This is a genomic window from Salmonella sp. A7, assembly GCF_020181675.1.
GTDB classification, from domain to species: Bacteria; Pseudomonadota; Gammaproteobacteria; order Enterobacterales; family Enterobacteriaceae; genus Salmonella; species Salmonella enterica.
Genome location: NZ_CP084001.1, coordinates 1,300,809 through 1,321,359 on the forward strand (window position 1 = coordinate 1,300,809; position 20,551 = coordinate 1,321,359).

At 56.6% G+C, this 20,551-nt stretch carries 5 protein-coding genes; 4 read left to right on the forward strand and 1 reads right to left on the reverse strand.

Annotated elements, in window-relative coordinates; translation table 11 throughout:
- The first annotated feature begins 71 nt into the window (after window positions 1-71).
- The 4 genes from ratA to LCS67_RS06260 all read left to right on the forward strand — a co-directional run bounded on the left by ratA (window position 72) and on the right by LCS67_RS06260 (window position 19,017).
- Window positions 72-5,675, forward strand: coding sequence for a DUF823/DUF824 repeat adhesin RatA (ratA, locus tag LCS67_RS06245; RefSeq protein ID WP_071646155.1), 5,604 nt, complete (start codon window positions 72-74; stop codon window positions 5,673-5,675).
- A gap of 125 nt (window positions 5,676-5,800) precedes the next feature.
- Window positions 5,801-13,111 carry a DUF823/DUF824 repeat adhesin RatB gene (ratB, locus tag LCS67_RS06250; protein WP_100521908.1) on the forward strand — a complete coding sequence of 2,437 codons (7,311 nt, stop codon included), beginning with the start codon at window positions 5,801-5,803 and terminating at the stop codon, window positions 13,109-13,111.
- Between the two features lie 26 nt (window positions 13,112-13,137).
- Window positions 13,138-13,212 carry an IS1 family transposase gene (locus LCS67_RS22795; RefSeq protein WP_076728224.1) on the forward strand — a complete coding sequence of 25 codons (75 nt, stop codon included), beginning with the start codon at window positions 13,138-13,140 and terminating at the stop codon, window positions 13,210-13,212.
- 498 nt (window positions 13,213-13,710) lie between these two features.
- A complete protein-coding gene (locus LCS67_RS06260) occupies window positions 13,711-19,017 on the forward strand; it encodes a fibronectin-binding autotransporter adhesin ShdA (protein ID WP_001612736.1) in 5,307 nt (1,768 codons plus the stop codon).
- 163 nt (window positions 19,018-19,180) lie between these two features.
- Here LCS67_RS06260 and xseA read toward each other — a convergent pair whose 3' ends face one another.
- The gene (gene xseA, locus LCS67_RS06265) at window positions 19,181-20,530 is read right to left on the reverse strand and encodes an exodeoxyribonuclease VII large subunit (RefSeq protein ID WP_000953169.1); all 1,350 of its coding nucleotides are present in this window, start codon (window positions 20,528-20,530) and stop codon (window positions 19,181-19,183) included.
- Between the last annotated feature and the right edge of the window lie 21 nt (window positions 20,531-20,551).

Below are 20,551 nucleotides of genomic sequence, written 5' to 3' on the forward strand. Positions count from 1 at the left end.
CTTTGCTTAGCTGCACGCTAAGCAAAGTGGGTTGAATCACGACAGAGAATGAATACGGGTGGCTATCGCTCATGAACAGGAATCGGCAAGTGAATAAAGTGGTACATTTCTTACTGACATTACTGATCATGTTTGCAGTGTCGATCGCGCCTGCGCAGGCGTTATTGAAGGGCGGGACCTGGCAAGAGCTGAACTCGACGACCGGCGCGGTTAACGGCACCGCGCCGCTGGCCGACGGTGCCACTATTCCCCTGTATCAGGGAAGTATGCTGCTTGACCCTACCAAGACCTACGATATCGAGTTTACCGCCATGCCGCGCGATTTTAGCGCTGATGCCTCCTCAACCTCGATGCGTGCGGTCAACTCCACCGATACGGAAGGCGATCTCTTTACCGATCCGCCCTCCATCGCCTGGGAAAATCAAGAACCGCCGACCATGAGCCTGGTATGGGCCGATGCCGCCACGCCGGATACACCGCTCTCGCCGCAGCCGATTCTTAACCAGACCTTTTGCGCCCAAAACCTCGCCGGGCGGCAACTGGTTGCCTGGGCGCAGGTGGAAGATGAGAACAGCGTTCCCGCACTGTGGCTTTATACCCGTACCGGGGTGCCGAACAGTGCGGTCATTCCGCTACTTAGCCCGAAAGTGACGCTGAATATCAAACCGGCGGTGAGCGATCCTGTTTCTGTGAGCGGCGATCATATTGACGCCAACTTTGCAGCCTCGAAAGTCAAAGCGGGGGAGAGCATTACCCTCACTGTCTCCACCAAAGCCTGTAATGGCGACGTAGCGCCGAATGCTGCCTTCGTGATCCGCCGCGAGGATGCAATCAATCGCCAGGGCGTGGTCAATAACGCTAACCCGGTGCGCGTTGGCGATACCGAGTTAACGACTACGCAAACAGAATATCACGGTGTAACGGACGGGCAGGGCAACGCCACGGTGGTGGTGACGCAAGAGCAAGGTCCGGGGGTAAAAACACGACTCATCGTCTCTTCGCAAAGCTATCCCACGCTGACCGACAATGTCGACGTCATTTTCACTACCATCACCAGCCCTGACAGTGATAAGGCCAACATGTACGGTCATATGCTTGAGAACGCCACGGCGACGCTGAACGGTACGACCTACACTTTCACCCGCCCGAAACTGGCGGCGGAAACCAGCGGAAATGACGGCACCGTTGTGGACACCAACGAAACCTGGGCGCAGTTTACCTGGAGTGGCGCGGATAACCATTGCGACATTCTGCCGGATGCCGAACAACTGGTGGCGCTAAGGCATGAGCATAGTGCGTTGGCAACGTACACCGGCTGGCCGGTGACGGGCGATGCGGAATACTGGTCGTCAACCAAAGATCAGATAAACGACTACCACGCTGCCGTGCATATGAACAGCGCGTCGGTCGTCAGGGCCGCCAACAGCGACACGCTACTGGTCAGTTGTGTGGATAAGGCCCAGCCTGCGGCGCATCCGCAGATGACGCTCTCTCCAGAGGGGCCGTATAAAGCACAGGTGGGGGAATCGATTGATTTAGTGATGACCGTTGTGGATCGCGACACGCAAAAGCCGCTGCCTTATCGCTATATGGAGCTGTTCATTGACCCAGCGAAAAACCGCAAAGGAGAGCATCAGGACGCGTGGGATAACCAACGGGTTACAATCAACACCGAAGATATGCGCGCCTCGTCGCCGGAACACTATACCGGTGTGACCGACGCCAACGGCCAGGTACACCTGACGTTAAAACACGACAGCGGCCTGGGCGTAGAAACGCCCATCCGCATCGTGATGCCGGATGATGAAGGCGGCAGCGTCGAGTTGCCCTTTAGCGTAATTTTCACCGTGATAACCAGCCCGGACGTGGACGGCGCCAACATGTGGGGCCATATGCAGGGCGTGGTGGACGCGGGCAACCTGTATAGACGCCCGCTGCTGGCGGTGGAAACCAGCCACAAAGACGGTCAGTTCAGCGAAAACAACGAAGAGTGGGCGACGTTTAATTCAGTGGAAAAAGCCACCGCGCAGTGCGGCATCGGCCAGGTGCCGGATCAGTCATCGCTGGCGCATTTATACAGCGAACATGCTGGCGGCAAGATGGAAAGCGAACACGGCTGGCCAACCGAAGACTATTACATCGCCGCGGACAGCGACGCTTCGGGAACGGCGCACGTCAACCTTGAAAACGGCGATAGCGGTAAATTTACCAATCAACCGAACTACCTGACCTGCTCGGCCAACGAAATGGTGGCGGTGCTGGACGTCTACTTCAACGATGACCCGGCGACCAAAAACAGCGATATGGTTGCCAAAGTGGGTGAACAGATTAAGCTGAACATTCATTCGCGCAACGCCCTCAACGGCATGGCGATCGCCTATACCGACTTCACCGTCACCATGGCGAACGGCAAACGGCGCGACGGGCTGACGACCGGTTTTACCGACACCAGCAATGGCCAGATGCTGTTTAATGACGTGGGCTACCTTGCCGGGCAGGCTTATCATGGGATCACCGACGCCAACGGCGATGCGACCATTATCCTCACCCAGCCGAAGGGAGTAGGGCTGCTGACGCCGTTAAGCATTGCGCCCGTCGATTCATTAATCAGCACGCCCGTTTCCCGCAGCGTGAAGTTTACCGTCGCCACCAGCCCGGATACGCCAAAAGCCAAAATGTGGGGCCATATGGCTGATACCATCACCGTCGGCGATCTGACCTTTGAGCGGCCTAAGCTGGCGGATGAAGTGACGCCGGAACGTACTCAGGCTGAGGCTAACGAAACCTGGGCGCGCGTTCTGCACCCTGACGCGGCGGGCAACCCGGATAAGGGCGGCTGCGCGGCGAACCGCCTGCCGCGCATCGATCAGCTTGAGGCGTTGTACAACGCCAACAGCGACGGCGTGATGAAAAGCACCCAGGGTTGGCCGACGCTGCTTAACTACTGGTCTTCGACCTTCCAGAGCGCTACCACGTGGAAACTGATCTCGCTGTTTAGCGGCAGTGAATTCGCCAACGCCAACGTCTCCATTTACGCCAGCTGTCTGGCCAGCGATAACCCGGCGGCGGCCTCGATTACCATTGAACCGGTGGATGCGTCGCAGTGGTACGATGGCAGCGGCGTTCACGCGGTCAAAGCGAAAAAAGGCGACACGATGCAACTGAAGGTGACGGTGAAGGACGCCAGCGGCAACCCGATCCCGGAAGCGCCGTTTGTGCTCACCCGCGGCGACGGTTACGATCGCAGGGGCGAGAAGTACACCGCCAGTGAGGGCAACGATCAGCAAGGCATCGTCACGCCCGTGGTGATCGATGGCGAATCCCTGGCCTGGACCACCACCAAAATGGGGATGCTGACCGGCGCTGACGGCACCCGCATCATCAGCGTTACCCGCCCGGACACACACGGCACCCGAACGGCCATTATCGCCGCGCTGTATGAAAATGCCGCCGTGAGCGCCAGCATTGACACCATCTTTACCGTCATCACCAGCCCGGATGTCGACGTTGCCCGCATGTGGGGGCATATGTTGCCGTCGCTCACGGCGGCGGATGGCGCGGAGTATCAGCGTCCACAGCTCTACGCTGAATTAGCCAATCAGGCAAGTGCCGCGCAATATACCGAAGACAACGAAATCTGGGCGGGGCTTTATGGGCCAGACAGTTCAAAAACCGACCCCGCTGTTAACTGCGCTGCGGGCTATTTCCCTTCCGTCGAGGCGCTGGATTCGCTCTACAGCAAATACCCAAACCGCACGATAAAAACCGCCCAGGGCTGGCCGATCAACCGTTCTTACTGGAGCGGTTCCAGTTCCGGGTCGTTAACCGGCGGAAAGCCCCGATCCTATTACATTGTCGATCTGGATGATGATTCGCGCCGGGGCGTCGTTAATGACGGTGTGAACGACAGGCAATACCAAATTTGCGCAACGACGCCGAAGACGCAGGCTACGCAAATTACGCTCACCTCCACGCTGGCGACGGATGACACTATTCAGGCGGTGAAGGCTAAAAACAGTGAGTCGATCCCACTGCTCGTCACCACCACCGATGCGGCGGGTAATCCGGTGCCTTATACGACGTTTTCGCTTAAGCGCGACGCCGGGACGCCGCGTAAAGCTGACTACCCGTTTACCAACAGCTACACCATGACGATGACGCAGTCTGGTGGCGCGACGCAAGAGTTTGCCTACAGTTCATCGGTTCTTTATGGGGCGACCGGGGCGAACGGTACGTTGGCCCTTTCGCTTGACGAACCTGGCGGAGTCGGGGTGAAAAGCGTGGTGACTGCCAGCCTGTATGATACGCCGACAGTAACCTCGTCGCTGCCGGCAGTGTTTACCGTCATCACCAGCCCGAACAGCGACAAGGCCAATATGTACGGCCATATGCCGGAAACCTTCACCGCCAGCAACGGCGCGGAGTTTATGCGCCCGCTGCTGTATGGCGAACTCTCATCGCAGAATCATACGTCGAGTTACTTCGAAACCAATGAAACCTGGTTTACGGTGAATAATTTTAATACCGGGAATTATGGCGCGTGCCCGATAAATCAGATGGCCACGCAGGATGATCTCCAGTCGCTGTACCGCGATCACCCCAAAGGTAAGATCACGACCGACATTGGATTACCCATCAAGAAAAAATGGTGGGCAGGCGACAGCCTGGTAAAAAATCAATCCATTTACTGGCAATTTACCGATCTCAATACGGGTAATGGCGGCACCACGTTGGAAACTCCGGGGAATTTCTATTACCAGCTCTGTCTGACGGAACCGCGACAGATGAAGATTGCGTTATCTACGGACGTGTGGAACGCGGATAAATCGGCGGCGGTGGCGAAAACAGGCGAGGCGATACCGATGACGGTAACGGTGACTAACGGCGCCGGGCAGCCGCAGGCGGGGGCGACGGTTATGCTGACGCGTGATTACTCTTATTCGCGTGGCACGGTGGATAGCAAATACATTCAGGCCGGTGTGATTGGCGAGCCGGTTGCGTCCAAAGGCGCGTTATCAGACATGACCCTGACGCCGGTATCGCCTGCGGGTGCGGCAGTGGTGTTTAATAACCAGAGGGGAACCAGCACGAAATGGTATGGCGTCACCGGCGATGACGGTAAGTTGCGGTTCACGTTAAACCAGGATAAATCGCTGGGTTTGAGAACATCCATCACGGCGACGCTTTCGGAGCTGGCTGGCGAGACGGCGAGCGTCGATGCGATCTTTACGGTACCAACCAGCCCGGATACACCGTATGCGTCATACTGGGGCCATATGCCGGATACCGTTGAGGTTAACGGCGTTACGCTGCGCCGCCCATTCCTGAAAACAGAGATGTCCAAAATGCCGCCAGGCACCTGGCCGCTTAATAATGAAACCTGGGCGGCGAACTATATTGATTATGGTGAAACATCCATTCATGCTACGACATCGCTGCCTTATCTTTGCGGCTCGCTGGAAAACGCCGCGACGCTGGACGATCTGAAGGCGCTGAAGAACATCATTGGCGACCTGCACTGGCCTACGGCTGCGCCGGCGTCGTCGTATACATATGATTATGCATCGCAAACGATGGTTGGCGGTAAGTATTGCTCATTTAACGAAACGACCAATACGGAAAACTGTACGCTTTCAAGTCAAGGTTTTGCTTATGCCTCGTGCCGGGTGCAGTAGGTTGGGTGAGGCGCGCCCAACCTGTGTATCCCTTGCGGCTGGCGTTGTGCCGGTCGCGATGCATTTTTAATTCCTTGTATTAATGGAATGAGCTGCAACGAAATGGACTTTTCTCAGGTACGTCAGTGAAATCGAAAAAGTGTGTCGGTTTTTTATCCTGGTTGCTGTTATGCGCCTTTATTTTAACGCCTTTCTTCGCGCAGGCCGTGCGAAGCAGCGGCGCATGGCAGGAACTCACTGAGCAAACTGCGGCTATTAACGGTACTCCCCCTCAGGCCGATAGTGTGACGATCCCGGTCTATCAGGGCAGCGTTCAGTTGCGCTCTGATGCGGCTAATTCTGTTGATTACTCCGCGAAACCCAGCCAGTTCAGCACCAGCGATGCCGGCAGCGCGCTGACCTTAACCAATCCGCACGATACCGAAGGCGATATTTTCGCCAATCCGCCGCTGGTCTGGCAGAGCGACAGGATACCTTCCGTCACGCTGGTCTGGGCCGACGCCGCCACGCCGGATACGCCGCTGTCTCCGCAGCCATCGGCAAACCTGACGTTCTGTGAGCAAAATATGGCGGGCCGCCACCTGGTAGTCTGGCCGCAACTGGATACCTCAACCGCCGTACCGCCGCTGTGGCTGCTTACCCGCACCGGCGTGCCTTATGACAGCGCGGTAGAGATACTCAATCAAAAGATTGCGGTGGATATTGCCCCCGCCGTGGGCGACCCGGTAACGCTCGCCGCCGATCATCTGGACGAGTCGCTCAACGCCGCGAAGGTCAAAGCCGGTGAAAGCATCACGCTGACGGTGAATACCAAAGGCTGTAACGGCGAGCCTGCGGGCAATATCGCGTTCGTGATTACCCGCGGCGATGCGCTGAATCGCCAGGGCGTGGTGAACAATACCGTGCCGGTACGCGTCGGCAATACCGAACTGACCACCACCGCCACCGAATATCACGGCACCACCAATGCGGAAGGCGTGGCGACGGTGACCGTCACCCAGGCTAACGGTCCGGGGGTAAAAACCCCACTGGTGGCGCACCCGTCAGGTGCGCCTGCGCTGAAAGCCGACGTGGACGTGATTTTTACCACCCTCACCAGCCCGGACAGCGGCAGCGCCAATATGTACGGCCATATGGCGGACAATTCCACCGCCACGGTGGACGGCGAAAGCTACACCTTTAGCCGCCCCAAACTGGCGGCGGAAACCGACGGCGAAGATCGTGCCGTCAGTATCAACAATGAAAGCTGGGCGCAGTTCAACTGGGCTAATGCGGATAAACACTGCGATATTCTGCCGGATGCGCGCCAACTGGAAGGGTTAAAAATTGAGCGCGGCGATTTATCCACCACCCTCGGCTGGCCGGTGGGGCTGACATCCGGAGATGAAGAGTACTGGTCCTCCTCCCAGGGGTCGATCGCCGCCGACCATATCAGCATTGATATGCGCAGCCGCAGCCTTACGCAAATGCCGGACGCCACGCAATCGCTGGTAAGCTGCGTGGATAAAGCCTCGCCGGAGGTTACGCCGAAGTTAGTGATTAGCGCCGACAGTTTTGATTCAACGGTCAATGCCGCGAAAGTCGAGGTTGGCGATGAGATCAATATGAAGATCAGCGTGACCGACAGCGCCACCAACAAACCGCTGCCCTATCGCTACTTTAATGTCTATCTGGGCGACGAACAGAATCGCCAGAATCAAAAGAACGCCGATATTGACGCGGCGCATCAGTGGTCGGATGAACCGGTCGTCATCACCAATCTGGAAGGCAGCGACGGTCACTATCACGGCGTCACCGACGCCAACGGCCAGTTCTCGCTGGCGCTGACCCAGGATCGGGGCGCGGGCGTGTTAACCCCGGTGCGCGTGGTGCTGTTCGACGGGACGGAAGCGACGCAGAACGTCATTTTTACCGTAGTCACCAGCCCGGACGTGGCGCAGGCGCGCATGTGGGGCCATATGCAGGGCGTGGTGGAGGCGGGCAATATCTACAAACGTCCGCTGCTGGCGGACGAAGCCGCGCAGGACACCGGCTCTGAATTTGAGAATAACGAATACTGGGCCACGTTTAACTCGGTAACGGCGGCGACAAACCAGTGCGGCGCGGGCCAGGTGCCGGGGCAACTGCTGCTGGATACGCTGTATGCGGCCCATTCCGGCAACGCGATGGAAACGACCTACGGCTGGCCGACGCAGAAACACAGCTATATCGCGGCGGATACCGATGGCTCTACCACCGCGCACGTCAACCTGGCGACCGGCGCGGACAGCATGTTCAGCGGCGCTGAACCGAACTATCTTTCCTGTTCCGGCAACGAACTGGTGACCATCCTGAACGTTTACTTCGATGGCAACGAGTCGTTACGCAATGCGGTCGCCAAAGTGGGCGAACAGGTAACGATGAACGTGCACTCCGTCAACGCGCTGAACGGACTGACTGTGCCTAACGCCGCGTTTACCGTGACCATGTCGCATGGCAAAAATCGCGACAACGCGACGACCGGTTTTACCGACTCCAGCGACGGAACGTTGGTCATGGGGGGAACCTCGTTTGGCTCCTCCCAGGCGTCGATGACGTATCAGGGCATCACCGATGCCGAGGGGAACGCCACGCTGGTGATTGAACAGCCGCAGGGCGTCGGCTTGCTGACGCCGCTGACCGTACTGCCGCTCCACTCGCTGATCACCGCCCCCGTCAACCGCAGCGTGAAATTCACCGTACCCACCAGCCCCGACACGCCAAAAGCGCATATGTGGGGACATATGGCGGATACGCTCACCGTGGACAATATGGAATTCCAGCGGCCAAAACTGGCGGCGGAAGCGACTGCCGCGACCAGGACCGAAGATCAGAATAACGAAACCTGGGCGCGCGTTACCCATGCCGATGCGCTGAACAACCCCGACGCCGGAGGCTGCGAGGTTAATCATCTGCCGCAAGATCAGCAGCTTAGCGCACTCTATACCGCGAACGATGGCAATAAAATTCACACCGTATCCGGCTGGCCGACGTCGTATAACTACTGGTCTTCCACCTTCGCCAGCGCCAGTTCGTGGCAGACGGTATCGCTGGCCTCCGGCGACAAAACCGCTTCCGGCGACGCTTCCGATTTTGTGAGTTGCCTGGTTGGCGTCAATCCCACGGCCGCCTCAATTACCATCGAACCGGTAGATACGTCGCTGTGGTATGACGTCGGCGGCGAGCACGCGGTGAAAGTGAAAAAAGGCGACACCCTTCAGCTCAAGGTGACGGCGAAAGACGCCAGCGGCAATCCGGTCCCGGATGCGCCGTTTGTGCTCAGTCGCGGCGACGGCTATACCCGCCAGGGGGAAAAACATATCGCCGGTAGCGGCGACGGCATCGTTTCTGCGGTGGTCATCGACGGTGAATCGCTCAACGATACCGCCACCAAAATCGGCGAACTGACCGGCGAGGACGGCAGCAAAATTATCAACGTCACCCGCCCGGATACCCACGGTACGAAGGTCGCGATTACGGCGGCGCTGTACGATAACGCCAGCGCGACGGCCAGTATCGACACCATTTTTACCGTGGTCACCAGCCCCGACAGCGATAAGGCTAAAATGTGGGGCCATATGCCGGAAACGGTAGCGGCGGCCAACGGCGAGGTATTTAAGCGCCCGCTGTTATCGGCTGAAATCGCCAGCGGTATTACCCACGGCAGCAATACGGAAAATAACGAAACCTGGGGCAGCGTGAATTTTGAGGTGGCGAAAGATGCCTGCGGCGCGGGATTTGTTCCCTCGCTTGCCGATCTCCAGTCGCTGTACGACACCTGGCCAGGCGGCGCCATGAATACCCAGCAGGGCTGGCCGCTGGACGGTAAAAACTACCAGGACAGCACCGCCGATTTAAGCAGGACATCGGAAAACCGCTACGTTAAGTCGATTAATCTGCGCGACGGCGGCATCGGTTCGCTGCTGTGGGATGAAAAACTCTATTTTGTCTGCCTGCAAAACGCCCATCCGGTGGCGACGCAGATAACGCTGACTTCGCCGCAGTATAACGACAGCGATGGTTTCGCTAAAGCGAAGGTCGGCGAGACGATTCCGGTCACCATCACCACGCTGGATGCCCAGGGCAACCCGGTGGCGGACACGCCGGTTATCTTTACGCGCGGCGACAGCATTGGGCGGGCGAATCAGGAGGTTAACGGTTCGCAGGCGGCAGCCATACAGATTAACCACAGCGACGCGCGCAACAGCGGCGTTGAGTATTACACCGCTACCGGCGCGGACGGTACGCTGACGCTGGATATCAGCCAGGACGGGGGCGCTGGCTTTAAAACGCCGCTGATGGCGTCGATAGAGCACAGCAACGCCGCAACGACCGCGCCATTGCCGGTTATTTTCACCGTGGTTACCAGCCCGGACACCCCGAAGGCCAGCTACTGGGGCCATATGGCGGAAACGTTAACCGACAGCAGCGGCGTGGCGTACAAACGTCCGCTGCTGGCGAGCGAGTTCAGCGCTACGCCCGGCAAAACGCTGACCATCGCCAACGGCTACTACGACAAGGGCGAAACCTGGGGCATGATAACCGTCGATAAAGCCTGGAACGGCGTCAGCGGCGGCTGCGGGCGCGATTATCTGCCCAGCGTCAGCAACCTCCAGACGCTGTACAATACCTGGCCTGATAATGCCATGCGTAGCCGTAACGGCTGGCCGATGACCAGTTCGGGCAACAACAACGTCAGCCGCTACTGGTGGGCGGGGGATTACGTGATATCGTCAGACGGCGCGCAGTCGCTCTACGCGGCGGTCAACCTGTTTAACGACGGCAATGATGTCAAAACGACGACCAGCACCACGGCTTACTACATGCAGACCTGTCTTGTCTCGGCGCGCCGCGCCGCTGCCAGCCTGACGCTGACGCTGGCAGGCCAGGATGAAGCCACCGGAATCGCAAAGGCGAAGAAGGGCGAGCAGATTGCCGCCACCGTCACGGTGAAAGACGCCGCAGGCCAGCCGATGAAAAACGTGATGGTGAAAATCAGCCGGGGAACGTCGTACAATCGCGCCAACAGCGCCGCATCGGCTTCAGGCGCCACAGACGATATTACGCTACGTAATGTGATGCCGTCCGGCCTTGCGACATCCCTGCTGGATACCTCCGCGAAATATCTGTACGTGGAAACTGATGAACTGGGTCAGGTGACATTTACCCTGGCTCAGGACAGTACCACAGGTTTAAAGACCACTATCAGCGCCGCCACGATGGACGGCAGCAACCTGACGGACAGTAAAGACGCAATCTTTACCGTAGTGACCAGCCCGGACAGCGATAAGGCCAAATACTGGGGCCATATGCCGGAAACCTTTACCAACAGTAAGGGGGTTGAATTTAAGCGACCGCTGCTGCGCGCTGAACTTTCTTCAACGGCGGACACGTCGGGTTATACGGAAAATAACGAGTCCTGGTATACCTGGAGCCGTTATCCGAATATGTATCAGGACACCGCCAGCCCGTGCGATCGGCTGGGGTTGCCGACGGTAAATGATTTACAGACGCTATATACCGATTATCCCAATGGCGCACTCACGACAACGCTTGGCCTACCGGTGGCATCAGGAAAATATTGGGGGGCGGGTAACTCAGTACCGGATGCCACGCACTCAGACAGTCAGTTCCAGTATGTCAGACTCAGCGATAATAATACGCTGACAACCAAAGCCAATACCGCCACGGCGCAGCTTTGTCTGGCAAAGCGCCGGGACTTGTCGATAGAACTCACCTCCAGCGCCATGGATGCGGATAAAGGCGCTCCGGTGGCGAAGAAGGGCGAGAGTCTGCCGTTGACCGTCACTGTGAGGGATGGTTCTGGTACGCCGCAGCCCAATACCGCTATCCGTTTGGGACGAACGCTTTCGATAGACCGGGCGGGTGTCGTTGATGGCAGTTCCGGCGGAGGCATGGTACTCACATCGGTTGCGCCGTCTACGGGCTCAATGACGTTTAACTGCACGGTATCTTCGTGCACAAGTTATTGGTATGGCATTACGGATGAGGATGGTAAAGCGCAACTCGAAGTGACGCAGGATGACTCCCGTGGCCTGAGAACACCGCTGCAGGCGATGCTTGTCGACGATCCGCTGACAGTTAGCGATATGGACGTCATTTTCACCGTCATTACCAGCCCGGACAGCGAGAAAGCCAAATACTGGGGACATATGCCGGAAACCGTGACTAACAGCGCGGGCGTGAAGTTCCGGCGTCCGCTACTGGCGGCGGAGATGACGTCGAATAGCGGTACTTACCTGGTTAACAATGAAACATGGCCCTTAGTCACCGCAGCGAACACTGAAAAAGCGGGCGCAACCGGCTGTGATGTCGAATACCAGCCGTTGTCAGGCGATCTGCAAACGTTGTATGGCGACAATCCTGACGGCGCAATCGGTACAAACTACGGCTGGCCGGTGGCGGGGAACAAATCCTGGTGGGCGGCGGATCGTGCGCCGAATACCGGATATTACCAATTTATAAACCTGAATAGCGGCGATAAAGGCACCGCCAGTTCATCGACTGCCACCGGCGCTCAGGTGTGTCTGGTCGAGCCGCATACTTCTACTCCTGCCAGTATCACGCTGACCTCAACGGCGATGGACAGCGCGAAAAACGCGGCGGTAGTGGAGAAGGGAGGCGCGATGCCGTTAACGGTGACGGTAAAAGATAGCAGCGGTAACCCGGTCGCCAACGTCGGTTTTACGTTGTCGCGTGGCGATTCGAAAAATCGGGCAGGTACGGTGGTAACGGATGGCGACGTGGCAGCGGATGCCGGAGCAGACGATCTCATGCTTAAAGCGCTGACACCCGCAAGCGCCAGCCAAAGTATGACCACCACCGGGATTGTCTTTACCGGCACTACCGGCAGCGACGGTACGGCAACGTTTACGCTTAATCAGGATAAAAGCCTGGGGTTGAAAACGCCACTCACGGTGAAACTGACGGACAATACGACTCTTCACGCATCACTGGATGTGATTTTTATGGTACTTACCAGTCCGGATACGGATAAAGCGTTGTTCTGGGGAAATATGGCGGATACGACATCCGTTAACGGAAAAACGCTGCATCGTCCGTGGCTTCAGGCTGAGCTGCTGTCAGGCGTGACGCCAGTATTTACCAACGGAGTGCATACAAATAACGAGTACTGGGCGATGGCGCATACGGTGGACAACACTAAATGGGATATTGCCAAGCAGTGCGGTAGCCTTAGCAAAGCACCAGATAATAACGACCTGTTGACGCTGTATCATTCCATTAGCTCGTTAGGCTGGCCGACGCAGGGCTATCCCTATTTATCTAAATCAACCTCGAGCGGCGGCATGTATTGCGGCGTGGATGAGAATACCAGGAATCAAAACTGCGCCATTAAGCCGGCAAGTTCAGCAGGTTATGCGACGTGCGTGGATTAACGTATTAAGCGTCTGGCACGAAAAAAATCTGCTTTTCATGTTCCATTGAGCTTCATGAAAAAGTAATCGACACATTCATTGAAAAGTATATGTTCTGCTAATTGGAGTCACCACCGTTTGCCGCGAGTGTGTAAAAGCGCCGTCTCGCTTCTGCAACCCGGCATCTGGCGCTACCCATATACTCTAAATAATTCGAGTTGCAGGAACGCAGCCGCAGCACATGCAACTTGAAGTATGACGAGTATATTTACAATAACACCAGGTGTCGCATGATAATCACACCTTTTTCCTCACGCATCTATTTATCTCAATATATGAAACCATTAAATATCATTCATAATATAAATATTTATAAAATGGATAGATATATTTATATCAATTATGAATTAATCAAAGGTTGACCTGGCATTGAAATAGGCCTTGAAATTAGTTAATAATCTGTCTTTGATAATATATTGTTACAGATGATTGTAATCATTCATAGAACTATATTTTTGTTATTTATTATTTATCTCATTTATATACACCATTTAAAAGCTATTTACAGCCAATCAAAATCAAGTTTGCTTCGTGAACGTTATTAAAAGGAAATTTAAAAATTGAACAGGACCTACAGTATCGTCTGGAGCGCCGTGCGAAATATGTATGTCGTGGCTTCAGAACTGGCGCGAGGCCACAGCAAAGTTAAAATACAGGCGCACGCTAATGAAGTCGCCCTTTCTATTGAAAAGCCTGAGTCAGGATGGATAATTAGTGCAAAACACAATGCGCTGGCCTTCGCAATTGTTGCCGCGCTTGGGTTCGCCAGTCCGCTGGCTATGGCCGATAATTCGGTGTCCTACATTGACGGAGTCGACCACGACCTGAACGCAGAAACGTCGCCAATTTCTTATTCAGGTACCGGCCAGGGTACGGCACTGTACCTCGAAGGTTTGCCCACACAGAACCAGGGCTGGCAGCCAACCTCAGGCACAGGCACGGGCGTTGTGATTGAAACGGACGGCGGCGGCGCTCTCCTCCCGGACGGTAGCAGCCATGCAGCCGCCACGGCGGTTAAGCTTACTAACGGCGCGATGCTTAATCTTACCGACGCGGTAATCACGACGTCGGGAGAATATGCTATGGGTATCGAGCTATCAGGACAGAGCAGCATAATGCTAACGGGAGGGACTCTCCTGGCCGGAGGCAATTATGGCATCATGACGCTCAGCGGCGAGTCGCAAGCGACATTGAGCGACATCAAGGTAACAGCAACAGCGGAAACCGGCAGCGATGTAGTTTCGCAAGAAGGCAGCACGCTGAACATCACGGACGGGAGTGAAATCACGCTCACGAGGGGACAACTGCGCGTGGTTGGCAGCACAACAGGCAACGCTTTCCTGAATGTGAGCGATAGTACAGTGAGTTCCACGGGTACAGACAGTACTGTTATCGCGTCCAACAAGGGCGTTCTTGATATTACGAACTCTACCGTCATGCACGATAATGCCAAAGGCGCAGCCATTGAGGCTGGTAATGCCTCAACGGTAACCATTTCCGGCGATAATAAAAACTCGATGGTCATTACGTCCGAAGATATCGGCATTAAAAGCGCTAAATCTTCCGTCAACATTGACGGCGCCACCATCATCGCCAAAGGCGATGGCATTTTGATGACCACGGGGGGCAGCAGTTTTTACAGCAATAACTCCGGGCTGACGGTCAACAATGCGGACGTGACCTCAGACGACGCCGCCGCGCTGCACGTTGATAAAAACACGGTGATAGAAAAGCCCATTACATTAACCGACAGCACATTGACTGGCCAAACGGCTATTAAACTGGATAATGCGGCAACCGTAGAGGCCAACAACACAACGCTGAATGGCAACATTGACGCGGGGAGCACAGTATCGTCCTTGTCGCTGGCCGAAAAATCCTCACTGCAAGGGAGCGTCAACGGCCTGAACAGTTCATTGACGCTTGACGAAACCAGCCAGTGGAACATGACCGACCCGTCAACCGTCGGCAACCTGACCAACGACGGCGGCATTACGCTGGGCAACGCGAGCGGTTCGACAGGTACGCTGCTGACGGTGGACAATACCCTGACCTTGCAGGACGGCAGCCAGATAAACGCGACGCTGGATACCGCCAACAGCTCGCCAATTATCAAAGCCACCAACGTCACGTTGGACGGGACGCTGAACCTTAGCTCAACGGCCACCTTTGTCGCGCCCGAAACCGACGAACACTTAGGAGCGTTCACGCTGATTGATTCGCAAACTGCGATCACTACCGATTTTGACAGCGTAACGCTGGATGCCGATATCTCTGCTATGCCGGATTACCTTACGATCAACGCGGGCGTTGATGCGAATGATAATACCAACTACGAGTTGTCTACGGGCTTGAGTTGGTACGCGGGCGCAAATTCTACGCGCGCTGCGCATGGCACTTTTACCGTTGATGCATGCAGTACCTTTACCGTCACCAGCGAACTGGATGAAACCACGGCGACCCCCAACTGGGATGGCAGCAAGCTAACCAAACAGGGCGACGGCACGCTGATCCTCAGCAACACTGGCAACGACTACGGCGACACTGAAATTGACGGCGGCATTCTGGCCGCCAAAGACGCCGCCTCGCTCGGTACTGGCGATGTGACGATTACAGAAAGCGCAACGCTTGCGCTGAGCCAGGGCACGCTGGATAACAACGTGACCGGCGGGGGCCAAATTGTCAAAACCGGTAACGATGAGCTGATCGTGACCGGCGATAACACTTACTCCGGCGACACCACTATTACCGGCGGTACGCTGACGGCTGACCATGCGGATTCACTGGGCACTGGCGTTATTGCCAACAGCGGCGTGCTTCAGGTCGGCGAAGGCGAGCTGGAAAATACGCTTTCCGGCAGCGGCTCGCTGGTGAAAACCGGTACGGGCGAGCTGACGTTAAGCGGCGATAACACTTACTCCGGCGGCACCACTATTGACGACGGTGTGCTGATTGCCGCCAACGTTAACGCGCTGGGCGGCGGTGATGTCGATAACGCGGGTACGCTGAAGCTGGACGCGGAGGGCGAATTCAACCTTGCGAATGTCACAACCCAGTCTGGAGCAACGACTGAGCTGGCCAAAGGTACGACGCTCAACGTCGACTCGCTGACTCAGCAAGCCGATAGTACGCTGAATATTGACCTCAGTAAGGCCAACGGTGAAAGCGCCATTACCGCCGACAGCGTCACGCTGGGCGGCACGCTGAACGTCACCGGCATCGGCAGCGTTACAGACAGCTGGACGCCTGAGGCATACACCTACACGCTGATTGACAGCGACAGCGCCATTACCAGCGATTTCGACAATCTGACCGTCGCGGGAATGAATAGAGAAGATGTTGACTTCCTGACTATCGACGGAAAAGTCGACGAAGCAGACAACACCCACTATGATCTGACGGCCTCCCTCTCCTGGTATGCGGACAGAGACAACGCTTCTACCGATGCTCACGGTACCTTTACCCTTAGCGACCCTGACGGCAGCTTTAACGTTGCGGCTAATCTGACAGACGTTGACGACACGCTTGATCCGAATAGCACATGGGACGGTAAATCGCTGACCAAAGAAGACGCAGGCACGCTGATCCTCTCCGGCGACAACGACTACAGCGGCGGCACCACCATCAATGAAGGTACGTTGGTCGCCGCCAGTACGACGGCGCTGGGCACCGGCCTGGTCGACAATAACGCCACGCTGGTGCTGGACGCAGATGGTGAAGTCAGCGCGGTGGGCGGCATCACCACTCATAGCGGCGCGACGACCCAACTGGCGCTCGGCACCTCGTTGGATCTCGGCGACAGCGCGTTAATTCAGCAAGATGGCAGTACGCTGAACGTTGAGCTGAATAGTGACTCAGTGCAACCGCTGATTACCGGCGGCAGCGCCACGCTTGGCGGCGATCTGGTCGTCAGCGACGCCAGCCTGCAAGCGCGCGCCTCCGACGCGGAGTTCCAGTCCTTTAAACTGATGGATATGGACAGCGATATCAGCGGCGACTTTACCAGCCTGACGATGAACCTTACTGACAAGCCGGACTATCTGACCGTAATCGGGGCAATCAATCCTGAAGATGCGTCAGAATATCTGCTTACCGAAGGGCTGAGCTGGAATGCGACCGCCACGTCAGCGACGCCAGCACACGGCACGTTTACCCTGGGCGCAGGCGACAGTTTTGAAGTCACCAGCGTACTGGGCGATAAAACCGGCAACGGCGACTGGGACGGTAAATCGCTGACCAAACTGGGCGCGGGTAAACTGACGCTGAGCGGCGCGAATACCTATAGCGGCGATACCAACGTACAGGAAGGCACACTGTGGCTGTCCGGGGACGGTACGATTGGCGAAATGGGCAGCCAGCAGGCGGTGAACGTCGCCTCCGGGGCGACCTTCGGCGGCAGCAACGGTACGACCGTTAACGGTAAGGTGACCAACGAAGGGACGCTGGTCTTCGGCGACAGCGAGGAAACTGGCGCCATCCTCACCCTCAATGGCGATCTGATCAACATGGGGACGCTCGCCAGCGGCAGCTCCTCCAGCACGCCTGGCAATACGCTTTATGTCGATGGCGATTACACCGGCAACGGCGGCTCGCTTTACCTGAATACCGTCCTGGGCGACGATGATTCGGCGACCGATAAGTTAGTCATTACCGGCGATGCCTCCGGCACCACCGATCTGTACATCAACGGCATCGGCAATGGGGCGCAGACCACTAACGGTATCGAAGTGGTGGATGTTGGCGGCACATCGACAAGCGATGCGTTTGTGTTAAAAAATGAAGTTAACGCCAGTCTGTATACCTACCGTCTGTACTGGAATGAAAGTGACAACGACTGGTATCTGGCGTCAAAAGCACAGTCTGATGATGACGACAGCGGCAGTGATGTCACGCCTCCGGACGATGGCGGCGATGTCGCACCGCAGTACCGTGCGGATATCGGCGCGTACATGGGCAACCAGTGGATGGCGCGCAACCTGCAAATGCAGACCCTCTATGACCGCGAGGGTAGCCAGTATCGTAACGCCGATGGTAGCGTATGGGCGCGCTTCAAAGCGGGTAAAGCGGAATCCGAGGCTGTCAGCGGCAATATCGATATGGACAGCAACTACTCCCAGTTCCAGTTAGGCGGCGACATTCTGGCCTGGGGCAACGGCCAGCAGAGCGTTACCGTTGGCGTCATGGCGAGCTACATCAACGCCGATACCGACAGCACCGGTAACCGTGGCGCGGACGGTAGCCAGTTCACCAGCAGCAGCAACGTAGACGGCTACAACCTTGGCGTCTATGCCACCTGGTTTGCCGATGCCCAAACGCATAGCGGCGCGTATGTCGACAGCTGGTACCAATATGGTTTCTACAACAACAGCGTAGAGAGCGGTGATGCGGGTTCTGAATCTTACGATTCAACCGCTAACGCTGTCTCGCTGGAAACCGGTTATCGCTACGATATTGCGCTGAGTAACGGCAATACTGTCAGTCTGACGCCGCAGGCGCAGGTTGTCTGGCAGAATTACTCAGCGGATAGCGTGAAGGATAACTACGGCACCCGGATCGACGGTCAGGATAGTGACAGTTGGACAACGCGCCTGGGTCTGCGAGTTGACGGCAAGCTGTACAAGGGCAGTCGTACGGTTATCCAGCCGTTTGCTGAAGCTAACTGGCTGCACACCAGCGATGATGTGTCGGTATCGTTTGATGATGCTACGGTGAAACAGGATCTTCCGGCTAACCGTGCGGAGCTGAAAGTAGGTCTGCAGGCAGATATCGATAAGCAGTGGAGCGTTCGCGCTCAGGTTGCCGGGCAGACTGGCAGCAATGATTTTGGCGATCTGAACGGTAGCCTCAATCTGCGCTATAACTGGTAAGTTAGTGACAAAACCGGGCAGGTATTCTCTGCCCGGTTTTGAGGCGAGTGACAAACCGGTTGATCGTCAGATTATGGCTACACCTTATCCGATGTGGCGCGTAGGTTGGCTGAGGCGAAGTCGAACCCCAACATCGCGCTGCAAAGGGTGGGGGAATGTTGGATTACGTGCCCGGCGTGACGGATTTGACTTCACTTTCAAGCCAGCCGTCCTCCAGTCTCGTGGTCATAATATCGCCTGCTTTAACCTGTTTGATCTTTTTCAGCACTTTGCCGTCCGTTGTCGTCGAAACCGTATAGCCGCGCGCCAGCGTGGCTAACGGGCTGACCGCCTCCAGATGCGTGACCGCGTTGCCAAAGCGTTCGCGCTGTTCGCTTAACCGTGAGCGGATATTCTCCGTCAGACGATATTCCAGCTGTTGGATGCGCGACTGCGCGCGGTGAATTCGCGGCTGCGGATTTTGCTGGCTCAGGCGTTGACTTACGCGCTGTTGGCGCTGAGTGGCCTGCTTAATCCTGGCCTCAAGCGCAAATCCCATCCGTTGGCGTAGACGTTCCAGGGCGGTTTGCTGACGGGCCAGACGCAGTTGCGGATGTTGCTGTTGCAGACGGTGAAAAATCTGCGTGAAACGACGGCTGCGGTTGGCGAGGTAGTAGTCCATCGCCATGCCCAGACGCTGCTGGGCGGACTGGATCTGACGCAACAACTCCTGCTGGTTACGGCTGACAATTTCTGCCGCTGCTGATGGCGTCGGCGCACGCAGGTCGGCGACAAAATCAGCTATCGTGACGTCCGTTTCGTGACCGACGGCGCTGACTACCGGAATGCGGCTGGCAAAAATCGCCCGCGCCACGCGTTCGTCGTTAAAACTCCACAAATCTTCCAGCGAACCGCCGCCGCGTCCGACGATCAGTACATCACACTCGCCCCGCGCGTTCGCCAGTTCGATAGCACGAACAATCTGCCCCGGCGCGTCGTCGCCCTGGACCGCAGTCGGGTAGATAATAACGGGCAGGGATGGGTCACGACGCTTTAGCACGTGGAGAATATCGTGCAGTGCCGCGCCGGTTTTCGAGGTGATCACCCCCACGCAGTGGGCCGGGGAGGGCAACGGTTGTTTATGCTGCTGATCGAACAACCCTTCGGCCTGCAGTTTGGCTTTTAGCTGCTCATATTTCTGCTGCAACAAGCCTTCGCCCGCGGGCTGCATACTTTCGGCGATGATTTGATAATCGCCGCGCGGCTCGTACAGCGTAATATTGGCGCGTACCAGCACCTGCTGCCCGTGCTGCGGGCGGAACGTCACCCGGCGGTTGCTGTTACGGAACATCGCACAGCGCACTTGAGCGGTATCGTCTTTGAGCGTAAAGTACCAGTGGCCCGACGCAGGCTGTGTGAAATTAGAAATCTCGCCGCTGATCCATACCTGTCCCATCTCCTGTTCTAACAGCAGACGAACCGTCTGGTTAAGGCGGCTTACGGTAAAAATTGAGGAAGTTTGAGAGGATAACATGTGAGCGGGATCAAATTCTAA

Excerpts from the sequence above, each read along its gene's own strand:
- ratA (WP_071646155.1), top strand. The coding sequence starts at position 72 with ATGAACAGGAATCGGCAAGTGAATAAAGTGGTACATTTCTTACTGACA.
- xseA (WP_000953169.1), bottom strand. The coding sequence starts at position 20,530 with ATGTTATCCTCTCAAACTTCCTCAATTTTTACCGTAAGCCGCCTTAAC.